The sequence below is a fragment of the Deltaproteobacteria bacterium genome, from assembly GCA_019912665.1.
Lineage (GTDB): Bacteria > Desulfobacterota > GWC2-55-46 > GWC2-55-46 > GWC2-55-46 > UBA5799.
Map to the genome: position 1 here is coordinate 359466 of JAIOIE010000018.1, position 18662 is coordinate 378127.

16 protein-coding genes are annotated in these 18662 nt (G+C 58.9%); all 16 read right to left on the minus strand.

The features are described from left to right. Positions 1-28: 28 nt before the first annotated feature. Entirely contained in the window at positions 29-1420 is a 1392-nt protein-coding gene (gene lpdA, locus K8I01_06180) for a dihydrolipoyl dehydrogenase (protein ID MBZ0220001.1), read from the minus strand. A 71-nt stretch (positions 1421-1491) separates the two neighbouring features. Next, entirely contained in the window at positions 1492-1953 is a 462-nt protein-coding gene (tsaE, locus tag K8I01_06185; protein ID MBZ0220002.1) for a tRNA (adenosine(37)-N6)-threonylcarbamoyltransferase complex ATPase subunit type 1 TsaE, read from the minus strand. Next, positions 1954-3501 (minus strand): NAD(P)H-hydrate dehydratase, encoded by a 1548-nt coding sequence (locus K8I01_06190; protein MBZ0220003.1) that lies wholly within the window; start codon positions 3499-3501, stop codon positions 1954-1956. Continuing rightward, positions 3498-3848 carry a holo-ACP synthase gene (gene acpS / locus K8I01_06195; protein MBZ0220004.1) on the minus strand — a complete coding sequence of 117 codons (351 nt, stop codon included), beginning with the start codon at positions 3846-3848 and terminating at the stop codon, positions 3498-3500. Before acpS ends, K8I01_06190 begins: the two co-directional genes overlap by 4 nt. 7 nt (positions 3849-3855) lie before the next feature. After that, positions 3856-4584: a pyridoxine 5'-phosphate synthase gene (locus K8I01_06200; GenBank protein ID MBZ0220005.1), complete on the minus strand. Its 729-nt coding sequence runs from the start codon at positions 4582-4584 to the stop codon at positions 3856-3858. Positions 4585-4772: 188 nt separating this feature from the next. After that, positions 4773-6131 carry a phosphoglucosamine mutase gene (gene glmM, locus K8I01_06205; protein MBZ0220006.1) on the minus strand — a complete coding sequence of 453 codons (1359 nt, stop codon included), beginning with the start codon at positions 6129-6131 and terminating at the stop codon, positions 4773-4775. A 3-nt stretch (positions 6132-6134) separates the two neighbouring features. Further along, the gene (locus tag K8I01_06210; protein MBZ0220007.1) at positions 6135-6782 is read right to left on the minus strand and encodes a hypothetical protein; all 648 of its coding nucleotides are present in this window, start codon (positions 6780-6782) and stop codon (positions 6135-6137) included. Beyond that, entirely contained in the window at positions 6779-7588 is an 810-nt protein-coding gene (gene cdaA / locus K8I01_06215; protein MBZ0220008.1) for a diadenylate cyclase CdaA, read from the minus strand. Before cdaA ends, K8I01_06210 begins: the two co-directional genes overlap by 4 nt. Then, a complete protein-coding gene (gene folP / locus K8I01_06220; GenBank protein MBZ0220009.1) occupies positions 7582-8727 on the minus strand; it encodes a dihydropteroate synthase in 1146 nt (381 codons plus the stop codon). The genes cdaA and folP overlap by 7 nt, the downstream gene beginning before the upstream one ends. A gap of 146 nt (positions 8728-8873) precedes the next feature. Next, positions 8874-10754, minus strand: coding sequence for an ATP-dependent zinc metalloprotease FtsH (gene ftsH, locus K8I01_06225; protein MBZ0220010.1), 1881 nt, complete (start codon positions 10752-10754; stop codon positions 8874-8876). Positions 10755-10890: 136 nt separating this feature from the next. Continuing rightward, on the minus strand, positions 10891-11736 hold the full coding sequence (locus tag K8I01_06230) for a YihY/virulence factor BrkB family protein (GenBank protein MBZ0220011.1): 846 nt from the start codon (positions 11734-11736) through the stop codon (positions 10891-10893). Between the two features lie 3 nt (positions 11737-11739). Then, on the minus strand, positions 11740-13050 hold the full coding sequence (der, locus tag K8I01_06235) for a ribosome biogenesis GTPase Der (GenBank protein MBZ0220012.1): 1311 nt from the start codon (positions 13048-13050) through the stop codon (positions 11740-11742). Between the two features lie 66 nt (positions 13051-13116). Beyond that, positions 13117-13995 carry a GTPase Era gene (gene era / locus K8I01_06240; protein MBZ0220013.1) on the minus strand — a complete coding sequence of 293 codons (879 nt, stop codon included), beginning with the start codon at positions 13993-13995 and terminating at the stop codon, positions 13117-13119. A 615-nt stretch (positions 13996-14610) separates the two neighbouring features. Further along, positions 14611-16023, minus strand: a complete 1413-nt coding sequence (locus tag K8I01_06245; GenBank protein MBZ0220014.1) for a YchF/TatD family DNA exonuclease — start codon at positions 16021-16023, stop codon at positions 14611-14613. A 148-nt stretch (positions 16024-16171) separates the two neighbouring features. Further along, complete coding sequence (gene metG, locus K8I01_06250; GenBank protein ID MBZ0220015.1) at positions 16172-17704, minus strand: methionine--tRNA ligase; 1533 nt, start codon at positions 17702-17704, stop codon at positions 16172-16174. Then, complete coding sequence (locus K8I01_06255; protein ID MBZ0220016.1) at positions 17697-18620, minus strand: stage 0 sporulation family protein; 924 nt, start codon at positions 18618-18620, stop codon at positions 17697-17699. Before K8I01_06255 ends, metG begins: the two co-directional genes overlap by 8 nt. Between the last annotated feature and the right edge of the window lie 42 nt (positions 18621-18662).

Here is an 18662-nt window from a genome sequence, read left to right on the forward strand (position 1 = left end):
TTTAAAAACCTCTCAACAGGTCAAAGACCTACCTCTTTCTTCCAATCTTATGAATAGCCAGGCCGTGCACGTCCTCGGCGGCCTCCATGACGAGCTCAGGAAGGGTCGGGTGCGCGTGGACCGTTTCGGCCAGCTCCTTTACCGTGACCCCGGCCTTCATGGCGAGCGCGGCCTCGCCTATGAGGTCCGTCGCGTGTGCGCCCACAATCGAGCAGCCGAGGACCTTGTCGGTCCCGGGGTCCGCGACCATCTGCACGAAACCTTCGGTCTCGCCCATGCCGAGGGCCTTGCCGCTCGCCGCGTACGGGAACCTGCCGACCCTTACATCAATGCCCTTTTCCTCCGCGTCCTTTTCCCTTAGGCCCACGCTCGCTATCTCAGGGTCGGTGAATATCCCGGCCGGTATCACGGAATAATCCATCCTGGCGTCCTTGCCGAGCGCGGCGCTTACGGCAACGATGCCCTGGGTAGAGGCCACGTGCGCAAGTAGCATCTTGCCGGTGACGTCGCCTATGGCGTAGACGCCCTTGACGTTGGTCTCCATGCGCTCGTCCACCGCTATCCTGCCCTTTTCAATATTCACGCCCAGGGCGTCAAGCCCTATGCCGGACGAGTTGAACGAGCGGCCTATGGCGACCATGACCTTCTCGGTCATGAACTCGCGCCCGTCCTTGAGCCTGGTCTTTACGCAGCCGTCCTCGGGGATGACGGCCTCGACCTGCACGTCGGTAAGGACGTTTACGCCGGTCTCCTTGAATTTTTTGGCTATGACCCTCGAGACCATCTTGTCCTCGGTAGTGAGTATGGAGGAGAGGAGCTCGACTATCATTACCCTGCTGCCGAACGCGGAGAAAAGGGTCGCGAACTCGCAGCCCATGACTCCGCCGCCTATTACGAGGAGCGACTCCGGCACCTTCTTGAGGTCCAGCATCTCGGTCGAGGTAAGGACGTCCTTCCGGTCGATATTGAAGGCCGGTATCATCGCGGGCTCGGAGCCTGTGGCGACGATTATGGATTTCGCCGCAACGGTCTCGGTCGAGCCGTTATTCGTGACCCTCACCCTTACGGCAGACTCAAGGAAGCCGTTACCCTTTATGACCTCTACCTTGTTGCCCTTGAGAAGCTGCTCGACCCCTCCGACGAGCTTTTTTACGACGCCGTCCTTTCTCTCGACGGCCTTGGCGAGGTCGAAGGATATTTCACCGGCGTTCACGCCGAAATCAGCCGCGTGTTTTGCGCTTTCCAGGGCCTTTGCCGAATAGTACAGGGCCTTCGTCGGTATGCAGCCCCAGTTGAGGCACGTGCCGCCTATCCTGTCCCTTTCGACAAGGGCGGTTTTGGCCCCGAGCTGCGCGGCCCTTATTGCCGCGACATAGCCGCCTGGCCCGGCCCCGACTACAACGATATCGAACTCTCGCACTCTCAAATACCCCCGCTATTCAGTATGCCGGAACACCCCTGAAAGGCTTCCGGAACCCGTAGGTCTTTCACTTATAACACAGGCTTTCCATGCTTTCCAGCGTCGTCTTTTATCCGAAGCTCGATCTCCCTCTCGGTATCCGAGACGTACCTGAACCGGACCGTTATCCTGCAATCACGGAGGAGCAAGGGCGCACGCTCGGCCCATTCGATGACGGCGACTCCCTTTCCGTGGACATATTCCTCAAGCCCGGCGAAAAGGAACTCCTCCTCTCCCATTATCCTGTAGAGGTCCATGTGATAGAGGGGTAGCCTCCCCCCCTCGTAGATATTGAGGATCGTGAAGCTCGGGCTTTTAACCGCCCCTTTTGCGCCCAGCCCCCTGGCCATTCCCCTTACGAAACGGGTCTTGCCGCCGCCGAGCTCGCCGGTAAGCGCTACACAGTCCCCTGCCCTGAGCTTTTCTGAAAGTCCTTCTCCGATGCGCTCTGTCTCTTCAGGGGAGGTCGTCAGGTATGTGAATGCCTCTTCCATTCAGGCGTGGTCTATGAAGGAGTTCATGAGCCTGGGTATGACCGGCACGAGGTCCATGGCCATCATCCCGAGCTCGCCCTGCGCCCTCTTCACCTCGTCCCCGGCAAGTCCGTGGATATAGGTAGTCGCGCACGCGGCCTGTATCGGCGGGTATCCCTGGGCAAGGAGGCCGCCGAGCATGCCCGCGAGCACGTCGCCCGTTCCAGCGGTGGCTAGGCCGGGGTTCCCGGTCTGGTTTATATGAATCTCGCCAGAAGGGCCGGCTATGATGGTTGCCGCGCCTTTGAGGACGACCGTAGCTCCCGTTAAGCTGGCGAGCTCTTCCGCGGCTCCTATCCTGTCTGACTGGACCTCGGCCGCGCTCCTCCCGAGTAGCCTTGCCATCTCACCGGGGTGCGGGGTCAGGACTATATTCAGGCCCTCTCTTTTGACAGCGGCTATCCCCGGGCCGAAGGAGTTGAGCCCGTCGGCGTCTATGACGACCGGGACCCGGACCTCGTGAAGGAGCATCTCTATAAGGCGCCTTACTTCCTCCGAACTCCTCATGCCCGGGCCGACTACCACTGCGGTCTTACCGGGGAGGAGCTTTTTTATTGCCTCGAAGGAAAGCGTGCCCAGAGTCCCTTCCGGGGTCTCCGGAAGCCCCAGGCTCATCACCTCGGTCGTCTTTGCCTCCATGATATTATTGAGTCGTTCCGGAACGCCGAGGGTAGCAAGCCCTGCCCCGGCCCGCATGGCGGAAACAGCCGCCATGTAAGCGGCCCCGGTCATGCCCGGCGAGCCCGCGAGCACAAGGAGGTGGCCGTGGGTGGATTTATGGGACTCGGGCCTCCTGGGCCTCAGGGTCTTTCTTATATCAGCCCCGGTAAGGAGATTCCATTTTATGCCGCCATCTTCTATGAGCTCGCGCGGGACCCCTATGTCTATTACCTCGACCCTTCCGGCATAGTTCCTGCCAGGATACAGGAGAAGGCCGAGCTTGGGCATTGCCATGGTTGCCGTGATATCGGCCATCACGGCACGCCCCAATACATTGCCGGTCGTGGCGTCTATGCCTGAAGGGATGTCGACAGCTATGGTCTTTTTTCGGAGAGAGTTGACGAATTCTATCGCGCTTGCGTGTATCCCTGAAATCTCCGTTTCAAGCCCTGTCCCGAATATCGCGTCAACGATTACGGCCGAATGCCTTATCGAGGAACTGGCCGAGTCGAGGTCCGCGCTTGAGAGGACCTCCCGTACCTCGCCGCCCATATCCCGCCATATTCCGGCGTTCATTCCGGCGTCACCGAGAAGCTCTTCCATCCTGCAAAGGGAATAGACGACAGTATCGCGCCCCGAGTTCCTCAAGTGCCTGGCAGCCACGTAACCGTCGCCGCCGTTATTCCCCTTGCCGGCGAAAACGGCCACCCGGCCCGGCGTAGCCGCCTTCAGCACGATTTCGGCCACACCCCGCCCGGCGTTCTCCATGAGTTGCAGGCCTGTAATGCCGTATTTCTCCAGGGCGGCCATGTCCACCTTGCGTATGGTCTCGGAATCGGCGGCCTTCAAGAGTCCCTCTCGATTATGGTCTCCGCGATACTCAGGTCCCCGTCGTGCGATATGGAAACGCTGACTCTCATGCCTTCCGACAGCCCCTTTACGCTAAGGGCGGGCGCGCCGGATGAGGCCCTTACTACCTCCACGTCCCTCCACGGCACAGGTTTTCCGAGGGCCTTGAAAAAGCTCACCTTCGCTGCGAACCGCGCGGCAAGGTGGCGCTCAGGCCTCCTCAGGCGAAGCGAATACGCGAGCTCCGACCCGGTAAAGAGCCTTGAGGTAAGCCTTTCGCCCCACTTCTCCATTGCCCGCTTGAACCTGGGGACCTCAACCGCGTCTATGCCTATCCCGTGGATCATGGACTGGCTACCTGGGCCTCGATTCGATTATGAGACGCTTCATCTCGCGGACCGCCTCGCCGATGCCCGTATATACCGCGCGGGAGATAATGCTGAAACCTATCGCAAACCCGTCTATTTCCCTCATGGCCGCGACACCCCCTATGTTCAGGTAATCGAGGCCGTGGCCGGCGTGCGTCTTAAGCCCGAGTTTTCTCGACAGCACCGCCGAGTCGTGTATCCTCTTGAGTTCATTTTGCCTTGCTTCTTCTCCCTTTGCTTCGGCGTATGTGCCCGTGTGGAGCTCGACCCCGTCGGAGCCGATCCTGGCAGATGCCTTAACGGCCTCCGGTGAGGGGTCTATGAAGAGGTTAACACGTATGCCGCCGTCCCGGAGCTGCCCCACGAACTTCTTAAGGTGCTCGGCATTGGCCTTCAGGTCGAGCCCACCCTCGGTCGTGAGCTCCTTCCTCTTCTCCGGGACGAGCGTCACAAGCTCGGGCTTCACCTCAAGGGCCATGTCGAGCATCTCCCTCGTTGCGGCCATCTCGAGGTTAAGCTCGGTCTTAACGGTCTTCCTCAAGACCCTGAGGTCCCTGTCCTGTATGTGCCTCCTGTCCTCCCGGAGGTGGACGGTTATGCCGTCCGCGCCGGCGAGCTCCGCCATCATCGCCGCGGCGACAGGGTCCGGCTCGCTTCCGAGCCGCGCCTGCCTTATTGTAGCCACATGGTCAACGTTCACAGAAAGCTTCGACATCAGAACGACTCTCCTCCCAGCCCTTATTCAAAATTTCGCTTCAGGCAACCTTCTGAAAGTTTGAGATTTTTCCCGCTTTTCCCGGAAGGCCGGGAAAAAAAGCGGAGCATATATGACAATCTGTGAGCATCTTTACTTACGCCCTAACGAAGACATCGGGGAAAAGAACAATTTTGGAGGCGCCTTTATCAGCCTATCTCTTTTTTAAGCAGCTCCGCAAGCTCATTGGCCATAACCGAGATCTCGTCCTCTTTCTCGCCCTCTATCGTTATCCTCGCGAGCGGCTCGGTCCCGGAGTAGCGTATGAAGGCCCGGCCCCTGTTCCTGAGCTTCTCCTCCACGGCCTTCAATGCCTTAGTGACCGCGGGTATGGAGCCCAGGTCCTTTTTCTCCCTTATCCTTACGTTGAGGAGTATCTGCGGGTAGGTCTTCATGACCGAGGCGAGCTCCGAGAGGGGTTTTCCTTCCCCCGCGATCCTCTTAAGCACCTGCAGGGCCGATATGACCCCGTCTCCGGTCGTGGTGTGGTCGAGGTAGATGATATGCCCGGACTGCTCGCCGCCGAGGTTGTAGCCGCGCTTTAGCATCTCCTCGACCACGTACCTGTCGCCGACCGAGGTCCTTACAACCTTGCCTCCGGCCCGCTCTATCGCCTCCTCGAGCCCCGAGTTGCTCATTATCGTGGCTACGACGGTATTGCCCTTGAGAGAGCCCTCCCTGAGCATCGCTGTGGCCGAGACCGCGAGCATGTGGTCGCCGTCGAGGATATTGCCCTTCTCGTCGACCATGATGCACCTGTCGCCGTCGCCGTCGAGCGCGAATCCCGCGTGCGCCCCCGACTCCCTCACCGCGGCCGCGAGCCTCTCCGGGTGAAGCGCCCCGCAGTCGCGGTTTATGTTCTCGCCGTCGGGCTTGACGCCAAGGGGTATGACCTCGGCCCCGAGCTCGTAGAAGACCGCCGGGGCCACCTTGTACGCCGCCCCGTTCGCGCAGTCCACGGCGATCTTCAGGCCGTCGAGCGTAAGCTCCCTTGGAAAGGTGTTCTTGGCGAATACTACGTAACGGCCTATCGCGTCGTCCACCCTGTAGGCCTTGCCGACCTCGCTCGCTGTCGGGCGGTGGCTCGGGTCCTGGTTCTCGAAGATGAACTCCTCAATCTTGAGTTCCATCTCGTCGGGGAGCTTAAGGCCGCTCCTTGAGAAGAACTTTATGCCGTTATCCTGGTACTGGTTGTGGGAGGCCGAGATGACGACACCCGCGTCCGCCCTCATGCTGGAGGTGAGGAAGGCTATGCCCGGTGTCGGGAGCGGCCCCACCATGAGCGCGTCCACCCCCATGGAGCAGATGCCCGCCATCATAGCGCCCTCGAGCATGTAGCCCGAGAGCCTCGTGTCCTTCCCGACCACTATCCTGTGGCGCCTCGCCTCCTGCTTGAATATGTAGGCGATGGCCCTGCCGAGCTGCAGGGCCATCTCGGCGGTCATTGGCTCGATGTTCGCCACACCCCTTACGCCGTCGGTGCCGAAGAGCCTCTTCCTGGCCTGCATGGGCTATCTCTCCTTCCTCGGGAGTATTCTCACTTCAACGCTGTCGACGCTCAGGCTCCGGAGCTCAAGTCCGGCCTGGTCTATCTGGATTTTTACGTTCAGGGGGGCGTCTATTCCGGAGATGTCGATGGGCCTGGTGCTTACCTCTTTTATCTTCCTCATCTCCTTTTCGGTGCCTGTCACGGCTACGGTCCTGGGCGATACGGTTACATCGGCCACCCTGTACCCGGCAGCCGGCCTGCCGGTGAGCTTGGCCCTCACGGGCAGCTCTGCCCTGACCACCTTCTCGAGCTTCACCTCGATGGAGCTGGGCCGGAGCCTCTGCACCTCGACTCCCATCGGCGTAATTATGTCCTTGGATTGTATGCGGTAGGCATTGAGCCCTTCCCTTGCGCCGCTTAAGTCTATCTCGGCGGTTATCTGGGTGGGCGAGAGGTTGTTTATGAAGAGCTTGGGCCCGGTGACCCGTACCTCCAGCTCGTCAGGGGGCATGCTGGTCATGACCATGTCCTTGGGTATTCCCTTGAACCCTAGGGGCACCAGAAATCCCACCTCGGTCCTCGACTGCCCGGCCACGAAGAACCATAGCGCAAGGGCGAAGACCAGCGCCAGGACCTTGAGTTTCGTGTTGGACGCGAGAAAGGACCTCATTTCGCCCCGGTCCTCCATGGGAATATGGCCTCGCTGTCGGCAAATCCTGCGGCAAATAGCTTTCTCAGGTCGTCGAGGAGCTTCTCGGCCCCGAGGCCCACGAAAAGGCCGTCCTCGACCGCGAGCGTCACCTCACCGGTTTCCTCGGAGACGACTATTATGGCCGCGTCCGTCTCCTCGGCAAGGCCTATCGCGGCCCTGTGCCTCGTGCCCATGGACTTCGAGAGCTCCTTATTGGTAAGCGGCAGTATGCACCCGGCCCGGAGCACCCTTCCCTTCCGTATTATTACCGCGCCGTCGTGTATGGGGGAGGTCGGGTTGAATATCGAGAGGACGAGTTCCTTCGAGACCTTCGCGTCTATCTCGACCCCGGCCCCCTCGCCGACGAAGTCGGAAAGATCTATCGAGCGCTCGAGGACTATGATGCCGCCGGTCCTCGACTCCGACATGCTGGAGACGGTCTTGACCACCTCTTCCAGGGCGCCGTCCGAGGTCATGGCGTCCCTGGTGCTGAAGGGCTTGCCCATGTGGACGAGCGCCCGCCTTATGTCCTGCTGGAATACGACAATTATGAATATGACTATCGACCCGAGAAAGTTGGAGAGTATCCAGTGGAGCGTAAGGAGCTCGAACCTCTGGGAGACGAAATACACCGTAACGATTATCCCGAGCCCCCATAGCATCCTCTCCGCCCTGGTGCCCTTGAACATGAGCATGAGCCAGTAGAGGACGAAGGCCACGATGAGGATATCGAGCACGGCCACCACGGCGTTTAAGCCGAATATATTCTCAATCAGGTTCAGCATCGAGCCAACTCGTCCGCAAGTGCGGAAGCCTCCCTGGCCTCCTTTACGTCATGGACCCTGAGTATCGAGGCGCCGTTCAGGACCGAAGCCGCAAGCGCTGCCAGTGTCGCCGGCAGCCTCTCGCCTGCTCCCTTCCCGGCTGAGAACTTCCCGAGGAAGGACTTCCTGGAAAGGCCGACGAGAACGGGCCTGCCCAGCGACTTCAGTTCCCTGAGCCTTCTCAATATCTCCATATTGCCCTCGGCGGACTTCCCGAAACCTATTCCAGGATCTATGATAATGCTCTCAGGGTCTATCCCCTTCGATACGGCGTGCTCGACCCTCGAATGAAGCCAGCCGTAGACCTCTCCCATGAGGTCCTCATATGAGGTGTCGAGCTGCATGGTCCTGGGCGTGCCCCTCGTGTGCATGAGGACGACCGGGGCCCCGCTTTCCGCGACCACTGCCGCCATCTTCTCGTCAAAAGACATGGCGCTAATATCGTTAACAATGGAGGCCCCTGCCTCAAGGGCCGCCCTGGCGACCTCCGCCTTGGTCGTGTCAACCGACACGACCGCCCCCTCTTTTGAGAGGGCCTTTATGACAGGAACGACCCGAGCGGCCTCAGTAGCCGGATCGACCGGCTCGGCCCCGGGCCTTGTGGACTCGCCGCCTACGTCTATCCAGTCCGCGCCATCCTTGAGCATCTCAAGCCCCCTCCGGACCGCGGCGTCGAAGTCCAGGAACCTCCCTCCGTCCGAGAAGGAATCCGGAGTAACGTTCAATATCCCCATTATCACGGTGCGGGGGCCGACCTCGAAGCTCCGTTTCCGGCCCCGGACTGACCAGGTTTTGAGGTCCCTGTTCTCTATGGCCCTCCGGAGCGAGCCCGCTACCTCCGGAAGGCCGAAAGGCTGGCACCCGAGCTTGCCTATGAGTTCGGTAAACTGCCTCATGGTGCCGGAGACGATGGCGTCGGTCCGCTCGACAGACGAAGAGACAGTGCCACACGCCACCGCGGCCTCGCCCCCGATGGAAAGGGCGTCCTGCTTAAGGATATTCGCCTCTGCCGGGGTGAGCCCTTCTATCTTCAGATTGTAATGGAAATGCTTCGGGGCCATTATGCGTACCCCGGCGGGGTCGACTCCGATCCGCTCCATCTCTGAGCGCGATCTCTCGGCTGAAGCGATCTCAAGACACCGTACGGGCAACCTCAATGGAATCGGTCCGAATGTTTTAGGGTTAAAGGCCGGACGCCTCCGGGCGTCCGGCCTGCTTTACGGATAGGTTGTGGAGCGGGGCCAGGCTATTTCAGGACGACACCGAGCCTGGCCGCGTCCTCGGGCTTGAGCGATTCGGGCCTGGCCTCGGGAGGAGTCCCCTCTCCGGGGTCGTCCTCGCCGCCCGAGGAGATGAGCCTGTCTATCTCCGGGGCGTCCAGTACCTCTTTTTCGAGGAGGGCCTTGGCGAGCCTGTGGAGCGCTCCCATGTGCGACTCTATGAGCTTCCTGGCCCTGGTGTAGTTCTCAAGGACCACCTTCTTTATCTCAGTGTCTATCTCCTCGGCGGTCTCCTCGCTGAAGTCCCTTCTCTGGGCCATTTCCTTGCCGAGGAAGATATGCTCCTCCTTCTTGCCGAAGGTAAGGGGGCCGAGCTTCTCGCTCATGCCCCATTCGCAGACCATCTTACGCGCTATCTCGGTAGCCCTCTCGATGTCGTTGCCGGCGCCGGTAGTCATGTGGTTAAGCACAAGCTCCTCGGCGGCCCTGCCGCCCATGAGGACGGAGATGTTGTTCTGCAGGAACTCCTTGCTGTAGGTGTGCCTCTCGTCTATGGGGAGCTGCTGGGTGAGGCCCAGCGCCATGCCCCTCGGTATTATCGAGACCTTGTGTATGGGGTCTGTGCCGGGGATGAGGCGCGCAACCAGCGTATGCCCCGCCTCGTGGTAGGCGGTATTCCTCTTCTCGGCGTCGCTGATTATCATGCTCCTCCTCTCGGTTCCCATGAGGAGCTTGTCCTTCGCGTCGTCGAACTCGGTCTTTTCGAGCTTGTCCTTCCCTCTCCTCGCCGCCAGCAGGGCCGCCTCGTTTACGAGGTTCGAGAGGTCCGCGCCGGAGAACCCCGGGGTGCCCCTCGCTATTATCTCCATGTCCACGTCGGCGGCGAGCGGTGTCTTGGAGGTGTGGACCCGGAGTATCTCCTCCCTGCCCTTAAGGTCGGGCTTGGGCACGACGACGTTCCTGTCGAACCTGCCGGGACGGAGGAGGGCCGGGTCGAGCACGTCGGGCCTGTTGGTCGCCGCTATTATGATTACGCCCTCGTTGGACTCGAAGCCGTCCATCTCGACGAGGAGCTGGTTAAGGGTCTGCTCCCTCTCGTCGTGGCCGCCGCCGAGGCCCGCGCCCCTGTGGCGCCCGACCGCGTCTATCTCGTCTATGAATATTATGCAGGGCGCGTTCTTCTTGCCCTGGACAAAGAGGTCGCGGACGCGCGATGCGCCCACGCCCACGAACATCTCGACGAAGTCGCTGCCGGATATAGAGAAGAACGGCACTCCCGCTTCACCGGCTATGGCCTTGGCGAGAAGGGTCTTTCCGGTGCCCGGCTGCCCCACAAGGAGGACTCCCTTGGGGATGCGGCCGCCGAGGCGCGTGAACTTCTTCGGGTCCTTGAGAAAATCGATTATCTCCTCGACCTCCTCCTTGGCCTCCTCTATGCCGGCCACGTCCTTGAACGTTACCCTGTGCTGCGTTTCGCTCAGGAGCTTGGCCTTGGATTTGCCGAAGCTCATGGCCTTTCCGCCGCCGCTCTGCATCTGGCGCATGAAGAATATCCACACGCCGATAAGGAGTATCATCGGGAACCAGGAGACGAATATCGTGCCCCAGGAGGGGCTGTCGACGACCGGCTCGGCGGCGATCTTGACGCCGCTTGAGCGGAGCTTGGCTATAAGGTCCGGGTATTGCGGGGAGAAGGTCTGAAATGTCTTCCCGTCCTTGTACTTCCCGCTTATGTCGTTCCCCTGGATTGTGACCTCGACGACGTTTCCGGACTCGACTTCCTGGATGAAATCGCTGAATACGACCTTGTCCGAGGAGGGCTGCTTATAGCTTATAAGATTGAACATGAGCACGACCGTGGCTATGATGATGAGCCACATGGCTATGTTCTTATATAGCTGGTTCATCTATGCTCCTATGTAATGAGTAGTTTTCATCGGAACTTAAATACAAATAATTGTGTCACAGATTTTGCCGTTTTACAATAAAAATCTCAGCCATAAAAGCCCGTAACCCCCGTAAAGACCACGGTTTTCAAGGGATTCAGCGCCGTAGCGCCCGCCTGGACTCCGAGGCAAGGTATGCGGCCCTGGCAACAGATGCCGAGAGAAGGAACAGGCTCGCGGAGTAGTATATCCACATAAGGAGTATCATGAGCGCGCCTATTGAGCCGTAGAACTTATTATAGCTCTGGAAATTCGCAACATAAAGGGCGAAGAGCTGCTTTGCAGCCTCCCAGAGGAGTGCAAAGACCATGCTGCCGAAAAAGGCGTGCCTGAAATCCAGGTTGGCGCCTGCAAGCACCCTGAAGACCACTGCTATTATGCCAGCCACCAGAAAAAATGGCAGGACGAGCCCGAAGACCAGGAGAGTAATAAGATTAAAAATGAACTGGACTCCATGTATTCCGGTATTGAGTTCCTGGATGGTGTACGACAGGGCGGTCACGGCTATGGAGGAAAGGGCGGCCAGTATCGCGAGGAGTATCATAAAGAGGCCTATGAGCCTTGTGCGTAGCATCCCGAAGCTCTTCTCCGTGCCGAATATCGAGGTAAGCGCCCGGACCATCGCGCTCATCACGAACTCGGCGGCAAGGACGAGCGACAGGATGCCTATCCAGCCGAAGGTCCTCCAGTTCTCCGAAAGCTCCTCGAGCTCGCTGATTATCGTGTCGCTCAGGTATGGAAGGCTCTCGCTCACCATGCCTATGACCCTCTCCTGGAGCTCGGGCCTTGCGCCGAGAACGAAACCGACCCCGGCGGTCACGAGGAACATGACAGGTATGAGCGAAAAGAAGGCGTAGAAGGAAATGGCCGCGGCGTTCGTGGAACCGCCTGTCCGCATGAATATCCTTATCCCCTCACGGGCGACGGATATCAGTTCCCTCATCCCTCAATGTCTTTCCCTGAAGACGAGCCTCAATGGGACCTCCTCGAGGCCGAGTGTTTCCCGGAGCCCGGATGCCAGATACCTCTGATAGGAGTCCTCGACCCCCTCCGGGTGGTTGGTGAATATTATGAAGGCCGGCGGCGCGGTGCCGACCTGGGTGGCGTAGTAGAACTTCACTTCCTTGCCCCTGAAGGCGTGGGGGCCGTACCTTGAGACCACCGACTCGAGGGCGCTATTGAGGGCCGAGGTCGCCACCTGCCGCCTTGATTTCTCGACAAGCGCGTCCACCGTCTCGAGTATCCTCGGCACTCTCTGGCCTGTAAGGGCCGAGACGAATATTACAGGCGCATAGGAGATAAACGGGAGCTTTTTCCTTACCGTATCTGTCGCGTAATCCGCGGTCCGGGTGTCCTTCTCGACCAGGTCCCACTTGTTTACGAGCACTATGCAGCACTTTTTCCTGTCCTCGATGAGGCCCGCTATCTTCTCGTCCTGCGAGGTTATGCCATCCTTGCCGTCGACAACGAGAATAGCCACGTCGCACCGCTCTATAGACCTTATGGCCTCCATGACCGAGTATGTCTCGACGGTCATGCTGACCTTGCTCTTCCTCCTGATTCCCGCGGTATCAACGAAGAGGTATTTCCTGCCGTCGATGTCGACGGGCATGTCAACGGGGTCCCTGGTCGTTCCGGCGACCGCGCTCACTATGGCCCTTGGCCTCCCGGTTATCCGGTTAAGGAGCGAGGACTTTCCGACGTTGGGCCGCCCCACTATCGCGACCCTCACCCTCTCCTCGTCCTCAGGGGCCGGGGCCTTCTCCGGGAGACTTTCGAGCACCGCGTCCAGGAGCTCGTTTATTCCCGTGCCGTGCTCCGCCGATATTGCCAGCACCTCGCCTATGCCGAGTGTGTAAAACTCCATCGCTAGGGCTTCGTACCTTGGCGTATCTATCTTGTTTACGGCGTATACTACAGGTTTCCCTGACTTCCTGAGCATCCCGACAAGCTCAATATCGTCCGGGGCCGGGCCGGCCCTGCCGTCCATTACAAAGACGATAAGGTCCGCGTCCTCGACGGCGAGCCGGGCCTGCTCCCGCACCTGGGCAAGGACGACGTCTTCGGTTACGGATTCGAAGCCGCCGGTGTCCACGAGCGTGAACTGGCGGCCTCCCTCCTCCATGTCCGCGAAATTCAGGTCTCTCGTGACTCCGGGCATGTCATGCACGATGGCACGTTTTCTCCCGAGAAGCCTGTTAAAAAGGGTCGACTTCCCCACGTTGGGCCTGCCGACGATAGCTACGACCGGTTTCATATCAAGCTTACGCCTGGACTCCTTTCATGATTGCGACCGATACTTACGACCATGCAGAGAAGGGCCTCAGTAGCCGAACTCTTTCAGCGCACCCGGCTTCTTTGTCCACTCCTTCTGGACGCGGACGAATAGCTCCAGAAAGACCTTGGAGCCGAGAAGCTTCTCTATCTCCTCGCGCGCGGATATGCCTATTTTCTTGAGCATGGCCCCGCCCTTTCCGATGATTATGCCCTTCTGGGACTCCCTCTCGACGTTTATGGTGGCGGTTATGGATATGAGCCCCTTCTTTTCGACGAACTTGTCCACGACCACGGCGACCGAGTACGGTATCTCCTCGCGCGCGAAGAGGAAGACCTTCTCTCTCACTATCTCCGCGACTATGAACCTCTCGGGCACGTCGGTAAGTACGTCGTCCGGGAAGTATTTGGGCCCCTCGGGCATGAGGGCGGAGAGCGTGCTTACAAGCAGCTCCATCCCCTCTCCCTTTAGCGCGGAAAGGGGTATCACTTCCTTGAAGGCGTATATCTTCGAGTATTCGTCGATAAGCGGGAGTATCTGCCGCTTGTCGATCTTATCAACTTTGTTTACGCCCAATAAGACCGGGCACTTGAGGCCCTTTAGCGAGTTGATTATGTGCCTGTCCTCGTCCGTAACGGGCCTGTCCGCCTCGATAAGAAGGACCACCGCGTCTACGTCCTTTAACGACGCGACCGCCTCCCTGACCATCCGTTCGTTAAGAAGGCCCTTGCCCTTGTGTATGCCGGGCGTGTCTATGAATACCATCTGGCAGTCTTCGAGGTTCTTGATGCCCCTTACGACGTTCCGAGTCGTCTGCGGCTTGGGCGAGACGATGGATATCTTCTCGCCGAGGACGCTATTCAAGAGCGTGGACTTACCCGCGTTGGGCCTGCCTATTATGGAAACGAAACCTGATCTGAATGACATTGTTTTCTACTCCGATGGATGAGGATACCATCAAGGGGATTGAGTGTCAAAAGAAGGATTGGACGGAGTGTGGATTCTTGGCGAGAGTATCTGATGACAATCTGATCGGACCTTATCCGCATTGCAGAATGGTTGTGCAAAAGACCTTTTATCGCGCTGCAGCGGGTGCAAAAGACCTTTTCCGCGCTTCCGCGCGGTTTTCGAGGGTAAGACTCGCTTGCTTGCCGCCTCCCCCACCCCGTGAACGGGCCCCTTAAGTCGCTCCGCTCCTACAGCCTCGGCCCGTTCACGCTCTGCCTCCCTAATGCTACGCTCGCCTTACCCTCCGGGGCTTGTTTCAAGACAAAAACCACCATTACTGCTCCTGTTTTTGCATTTCAAAACAACCCATGGGCATAAGGCGTTGCGAGCATAGGGCTGGGGGAAGGGCGAGCGAGGCGAGGAAGCAGGAGCTCGGCCCAAAGGGCCGAGAGACATAAGGGCCGAGCGAGGAGGATGGGGGAAGAAAGCGAGCCGAGCCTTATGCCCGAAAAGAGCGCGGCAGCGCGATAATGGCTTTTTGCACAAGGCCTGAGAGAGGCTTCAACCGTATTGCGCGAATCCCGTTAAGCCAGCTCACCCTACCGTATTATATTCCCTTACCCTGAACTTCACCCCTATCTCGTCTTCCGCTACTTTCCGGCACGCCTCGATATCGAGGCCGGGCACTGCGACGACGCTCGCCACGACCTTCGATATGTGCTTCTTGGCCTCCCTGAGAAAGAAGAGTATGGCCGGGTAGGCGTCGTCCTTGAAAGGCGTTTTCACGAGCTTCTGATAGGTCTTCGAGTCCGGGGCGTTTAGGCTCACGGAGACGCAGTCCACGAACTTAAGTTCCGGCAGCACGTTCCTTCCGTGGACGAGGTTCGCCAGGCCGTCCGTGTCTATCCGAATCCTGCAGCCCCTCCGCTTAAGGTACATCCCGACCTCTTTAACTATATCGAGCCTTATTAGCGGCTCCCCGAAGCCGCAGAAGACTATCTCGTCGTACTTCTCCTCCGGGTCCGGGCCTATGGCGGAGATTATCTCGGCAAAGGTCGGCTCCTCGCGTAGCCTCAGGTAATGCCCTTTCACGGTGTAGGACTTGAACTTGGCGCAGAAGGTGCAGTGGTTCGAGCACCTGTTGGTTATGTTGAGGTAAAGGGATTTCCTTATGGGATAGGCTATCCGGGCCTTGTCGGTTGCGCCCCGGAGACCGAAGAGGTCTTCCGCGTTGAGGCTCGTTATCCTGGCCACGTCGTCGAAGCTCAAGCCTTTTACGGCCGCTATCTCCCTCGCCGTCTCAAGCACGAACGAGGGCTCGTTCCTCCGGCCCCTGTAAGGCTCGGGCGCGAGATAGGGACAGTCGGTCTCGATGAGCATCTTCTCTATTGGCACGGCCTTCACTACCTCGCGAAGAGCGTCTGCCTTCGAGAAGGTGACGACCCCCGTAAATGAAAGATGGAAGCCCATGTCCAGGGCGGCCTTGGCGGTCTCTTTCGTGCCCGAGAAGCAATGGAAGACCCCGCCTGTCTCGCCCGCCCCCTCTGAGCGGAGTATATCGAGGGTGTCGCTCTCCGCGTCCCTCGTGTGTATGATGAGAGGGAGGTTCAATTCCCTCGCAAGCCTTATCTGCTTTACGAAAGCGTCCTTCTGAACCTTCTTGGGCGAGTGGTCGTAATAATAGTCGAGCCCGGTCTCGCCTATTGCCACGAGCTTTTTTATTGCGGCGCCCTCTCCGAGAGCGAGCTTCCGTATCTCGTCCCAGGGGGCCTTGCCGGCCGCGTCCTTGGTGTCGTGCGGGTGCACCCCGAGCGCAAGATAGAGAAGGTCGTACTTCGAGGCAAGCTCAATCGGCTTTACGAAGCCGTCCTTCTTGCTCCAGCACCCTACAGTGATTATGGTCTTGAGCCCCGCCTCTTTTGCCCTGGTTATGACCTCATCGAGGTCGTCTGCGAACCTGGGGTCGTCGAGGTGGGCGTGGCTGTCGATCAGATATGGTTTTTCCATCAGCAAACTAAACACTATCGCTCGCAGCGAGAGGTTCTTTTTTAATGAGAGCCTGTTATGAAATTCCCCCTTTTCTAAAGGGGGAGGAAGGGGGATTATGATTCATTTAAATAATCTCCCCTACCCCTCTTTAAAAAAGAGGGTACTATTACTGCACCCTCGGGAAGAGCGGGGGCGTTTTTTTGACCTTGAGGCCTGAAATCGTACTTCCCCAGGCCACGGCCTCGTCGAATTTTGCCTTTCCTATATCGCCTTCAAGCCCGAGGCTCTCCCATATCTTCTGGGCAGAGTCCGGGATAACCGGCCATGCGTATACCGCTATAATCCTTAGCCCCTCTGCGAGGGTCGCCAGCACAGCCGAAAGTGTCGCCCCGTCCTTCTCCTTCCAGGGCGCGGCCTTGTCGACATACATGTTAAGCTCCCTTACGGCTGCCCACGCCTTTCCTAGGGCCTCGTGGAAAGAGAGCTCGTTCATCTTCTCCTCGTACTGGTGCGGGAGCTCTTTGAAAAGGAACCTGATCCTCCCCTCAAGCTCCTCCCTCCCGACCGAATCCGCCGGGGGGACGACACCGTCCCTGTACTTCTCTATCATAGTGATTGACCTGCTAAGGAGGTTCCCCAGGTCGTTCGCGAGGTCGCTATTGAGCCTGCCGACAAGGGCCTTCTCCGAAAAGTCGCCGTCTACGCCGAAGGGCACCTCGCGCAAAAGAAAATACCTGAACGCGTCCACCCCGAACTTCTCGGCAGTCGCCCAGGGGTCCACGACATTCCCCTTCGATTTGCTCATCTTCTGCCCTTCGATGGTCCACCACCCGTGGGCGAAGACCTCTTTCGGCGGCTCGATACCAGCCGCCATGAGGAAAGCGGGCCAGTAGACCGCGTGGAAGCGGAGTATGTCCTTCCCGATGAGATGCACGTCGGCTGGCCAGTACCTTTGGCTCCGGCCCATGTCGTCAGGGTAGCCTGTCGCGGTCAGGTAATTGGTGAGCGCGTCGAACCATACGTACATCACATGCGCCGGGTCGCCGGGCACTGGTATGCCCCACTTGAAGGTGGTCCTGCTTATGCTCAGGTCGCGGAGCCCTTCTCTCAAAAAAGAGACGACCTCGTTTCTCCTGTTCTCGGGCTTTATGAAGCCGGGGTTCGCTTCAATATGTTTAAGGAGCGGCTCGCCGTACTTGGAGAGCCTGAAAAAATAGCTCGGCTCCTTGAGCTTTTCAACGGGGCGGCCGCAGTCCGGGCACTTGCCGTACTTAAGCTGCTTATCCGTCCAGAAGCTCTCGCAAGGGGTGCAGTACCAGTCCTCGTACTCGCCGAGGTATATATCGCCCTTTGCCTGCACTGTCTCCCAGAGCCGGGAGACCGCCTTAAGGTGCCTCTCCTCGGTAGTCCTTATGAAGTCGTCGTTCGTGACATTAAGCCTGGCCCAGAGGTCCTTGAACCTCTGCCCCACGCCCGAGGCGAAATCCAAAGGCGCAAGCCCTGCAGTAGCCGCCGCCTTCTCCACCTTCTGGCCGTGCTCGTCGGTGCCGGTAAGAAAGAGGACGTCGAGACCCTTGAGCCTCTTGAAACGGGCTATGCAGTCCGCGGCGATGGTCGTGTAGGCGTGCCCTATGTGCGGCACGTCGTTCACGTAATAAATGGGGGTGGTGACGTAAAAGGTCTTTTTAGCCTCAGGCATTCCCGTCAGCCCCCTGCCCCGGCTTTCCGTCAGCCCCTTGCCCTGGTTTTCCGTCATCCTTGGGCCTGTGCTTTTTTTTGTCATGCCTGCCGCAGCCGCCGCAGCCGCTCTTCTGCCCATGTTGTCCCTGCTGTCCCTGTGCGGCTTTGCCCGGCTTTTTCCCGCGGTCCCGGTCGGGCCTCTGGCGCTTCTCCTCGCCCTTGCCCCTGTCGCTTGCGTCCTTGCCAGCGTCCCTTACGCTCTCCCTTTCCTTTTCCCTGTCCCTCTTCCTCTCGCTCTGGTAGAAATCGTGCTCGTAAGAGAGGCAGCACATGAGCCTGCCGCATATGCCGGATATTTTCACCGGGTTCAAGGCCAGGTTCTGCTCTTTGGCCATCTTGATGGTAACTGGCTCGAAATCGGCGAGGAACCCCGAGCAGCATAGCTCTCTTCCGCACGGGCCGAGGCCGCCTATCATCTTGGCCTCGTCCCTCACGCCGATCTGGCGCATCTCTATCCGGGTGTGGAATGTCGCGGCCAGGTCCTTAACGAGCTCGCGAAAATCGACCCTGGTATCCGACGTGAAATAGAATATTGCCTTGCTCGAATCGAATAGGTACTCGACCCTTATGAGCTTCATGGGGAGGTTATACTTGAGTATCCTCTCCTTGCATATGGCGAATGCCTCGTTCTCCCTCTCGGTATTGAAGCCGAGCCTTTCTATGTCCACGGCGTCGGCCTTCCTGACTATCTTTTTAAGCGGCATCGTGAGCGTCGCCGGGTCCACCTCCCTTGGACTGTAGACGAGCGTCCCCATGCCGAGGCCCCTTTCCACCTCGACTATCACGGCGTCCCCCGGATGGAGCTCCAGGGCCCCGGCCTCGAAATCGTAGACCTTGCAAGCTTTCTTGAACCTGACTCCAGCTACCCTTACCATGCCTTTATCCTTTGCCTGTGCGTCCGCTATGAACCCGCGGCA

Coding starts and splice junctions, on each gene's coding strand:
- der (MBZ0220012.1), bottom strand. CDS start 13,050: ATGAAACCGGTCGTAGCTATCGTCGGCAGGCCCAACGTGGGGAAGTCG.
- K8I01_06255 (MBZ0220016.1), bottom strand. CDS start 18,620: ATGGTAAGGGTAGCTGGAGTCAGGTTCAAGAAAGCTTGCAAGGTCTAC.
- ftsH (MBZ0220010.1), bottom strand. CDS start 10,754: ATGAACCAGCTATATAAGAACATAGCCATGTGGCTCATCATCATAGCC.
- acpS (MBZ0220004.1), bottom strand. CDS start 3,848: ATGATCCACGGGATAGGCATAGACGCGGTTGAGGTCCCCAGGTTCAAG.
- cdaA (MBZ0220008.1), bottom strand. CDS start 7,588: ATGCTGAACCTGATTGAGAATATATTCGGCTTAAACGCCGTGGTGGCC.
- glmM (MBZ0220006.1), bottom strand. CDS start 6,131: ATGCAGGCCAGGAAGAGGCTCTTCGGCACCGACGGCGTAAGGGGTGTG.
- era (MBZ0220013.1), bottom strand. CDS start 13,995: ATGTCATTCAGATCAGGTTTCGTTTCCATAATAGGCAGGCCCAACGCG.
- tsaE (MBZ0220002.1), bottom strand. CDS start 1,953: ATGGAAGAGGCATTCACATACCTGACGACCTCCCCTGAAGAGACAGAG.
- K8I01_06210 (MBZ0220007.1), bottom strand. CDS start 6,782: ATGAGGTCCTTTCTCGCGTCCAACACGAAACTCAAGGTCCTGGCGCTG.
- folP (MBZ0220009.1), bottom strand. CDS start 8,727: ATGGAGCGGATCGGAGTCGACCCCGCCGGGGTACGCATAATGGCCCCG.
- K8I01_06200 (MBZ0220005.1), bottom strand. CDS start 4,584: ATGTCGAAGCTTTCTGTGAACGTTGACCATGTGGCTACAATAAGGCAG.
- K8I01_06230 (MBZ0220011.1), bottom strand. CDS start 11,736: ATGAGGGAACTGATATCCGTCGCCCGTGAGGGGATAAGGATATTCATG.
- K8I01_06245 (MBZ0220014.1), bottom strand. CDS start 16,023: ATGGAAAAACCATATCTGATCGACAGCCACGCCCACCTCGACGACCCC.
- metG (MBZ0220015.1), bottom strand. CDS start 17,704: ATGCCTGAGGCTAAAAAGACCTTTTACGTCACCACCCCCATTTATTAC.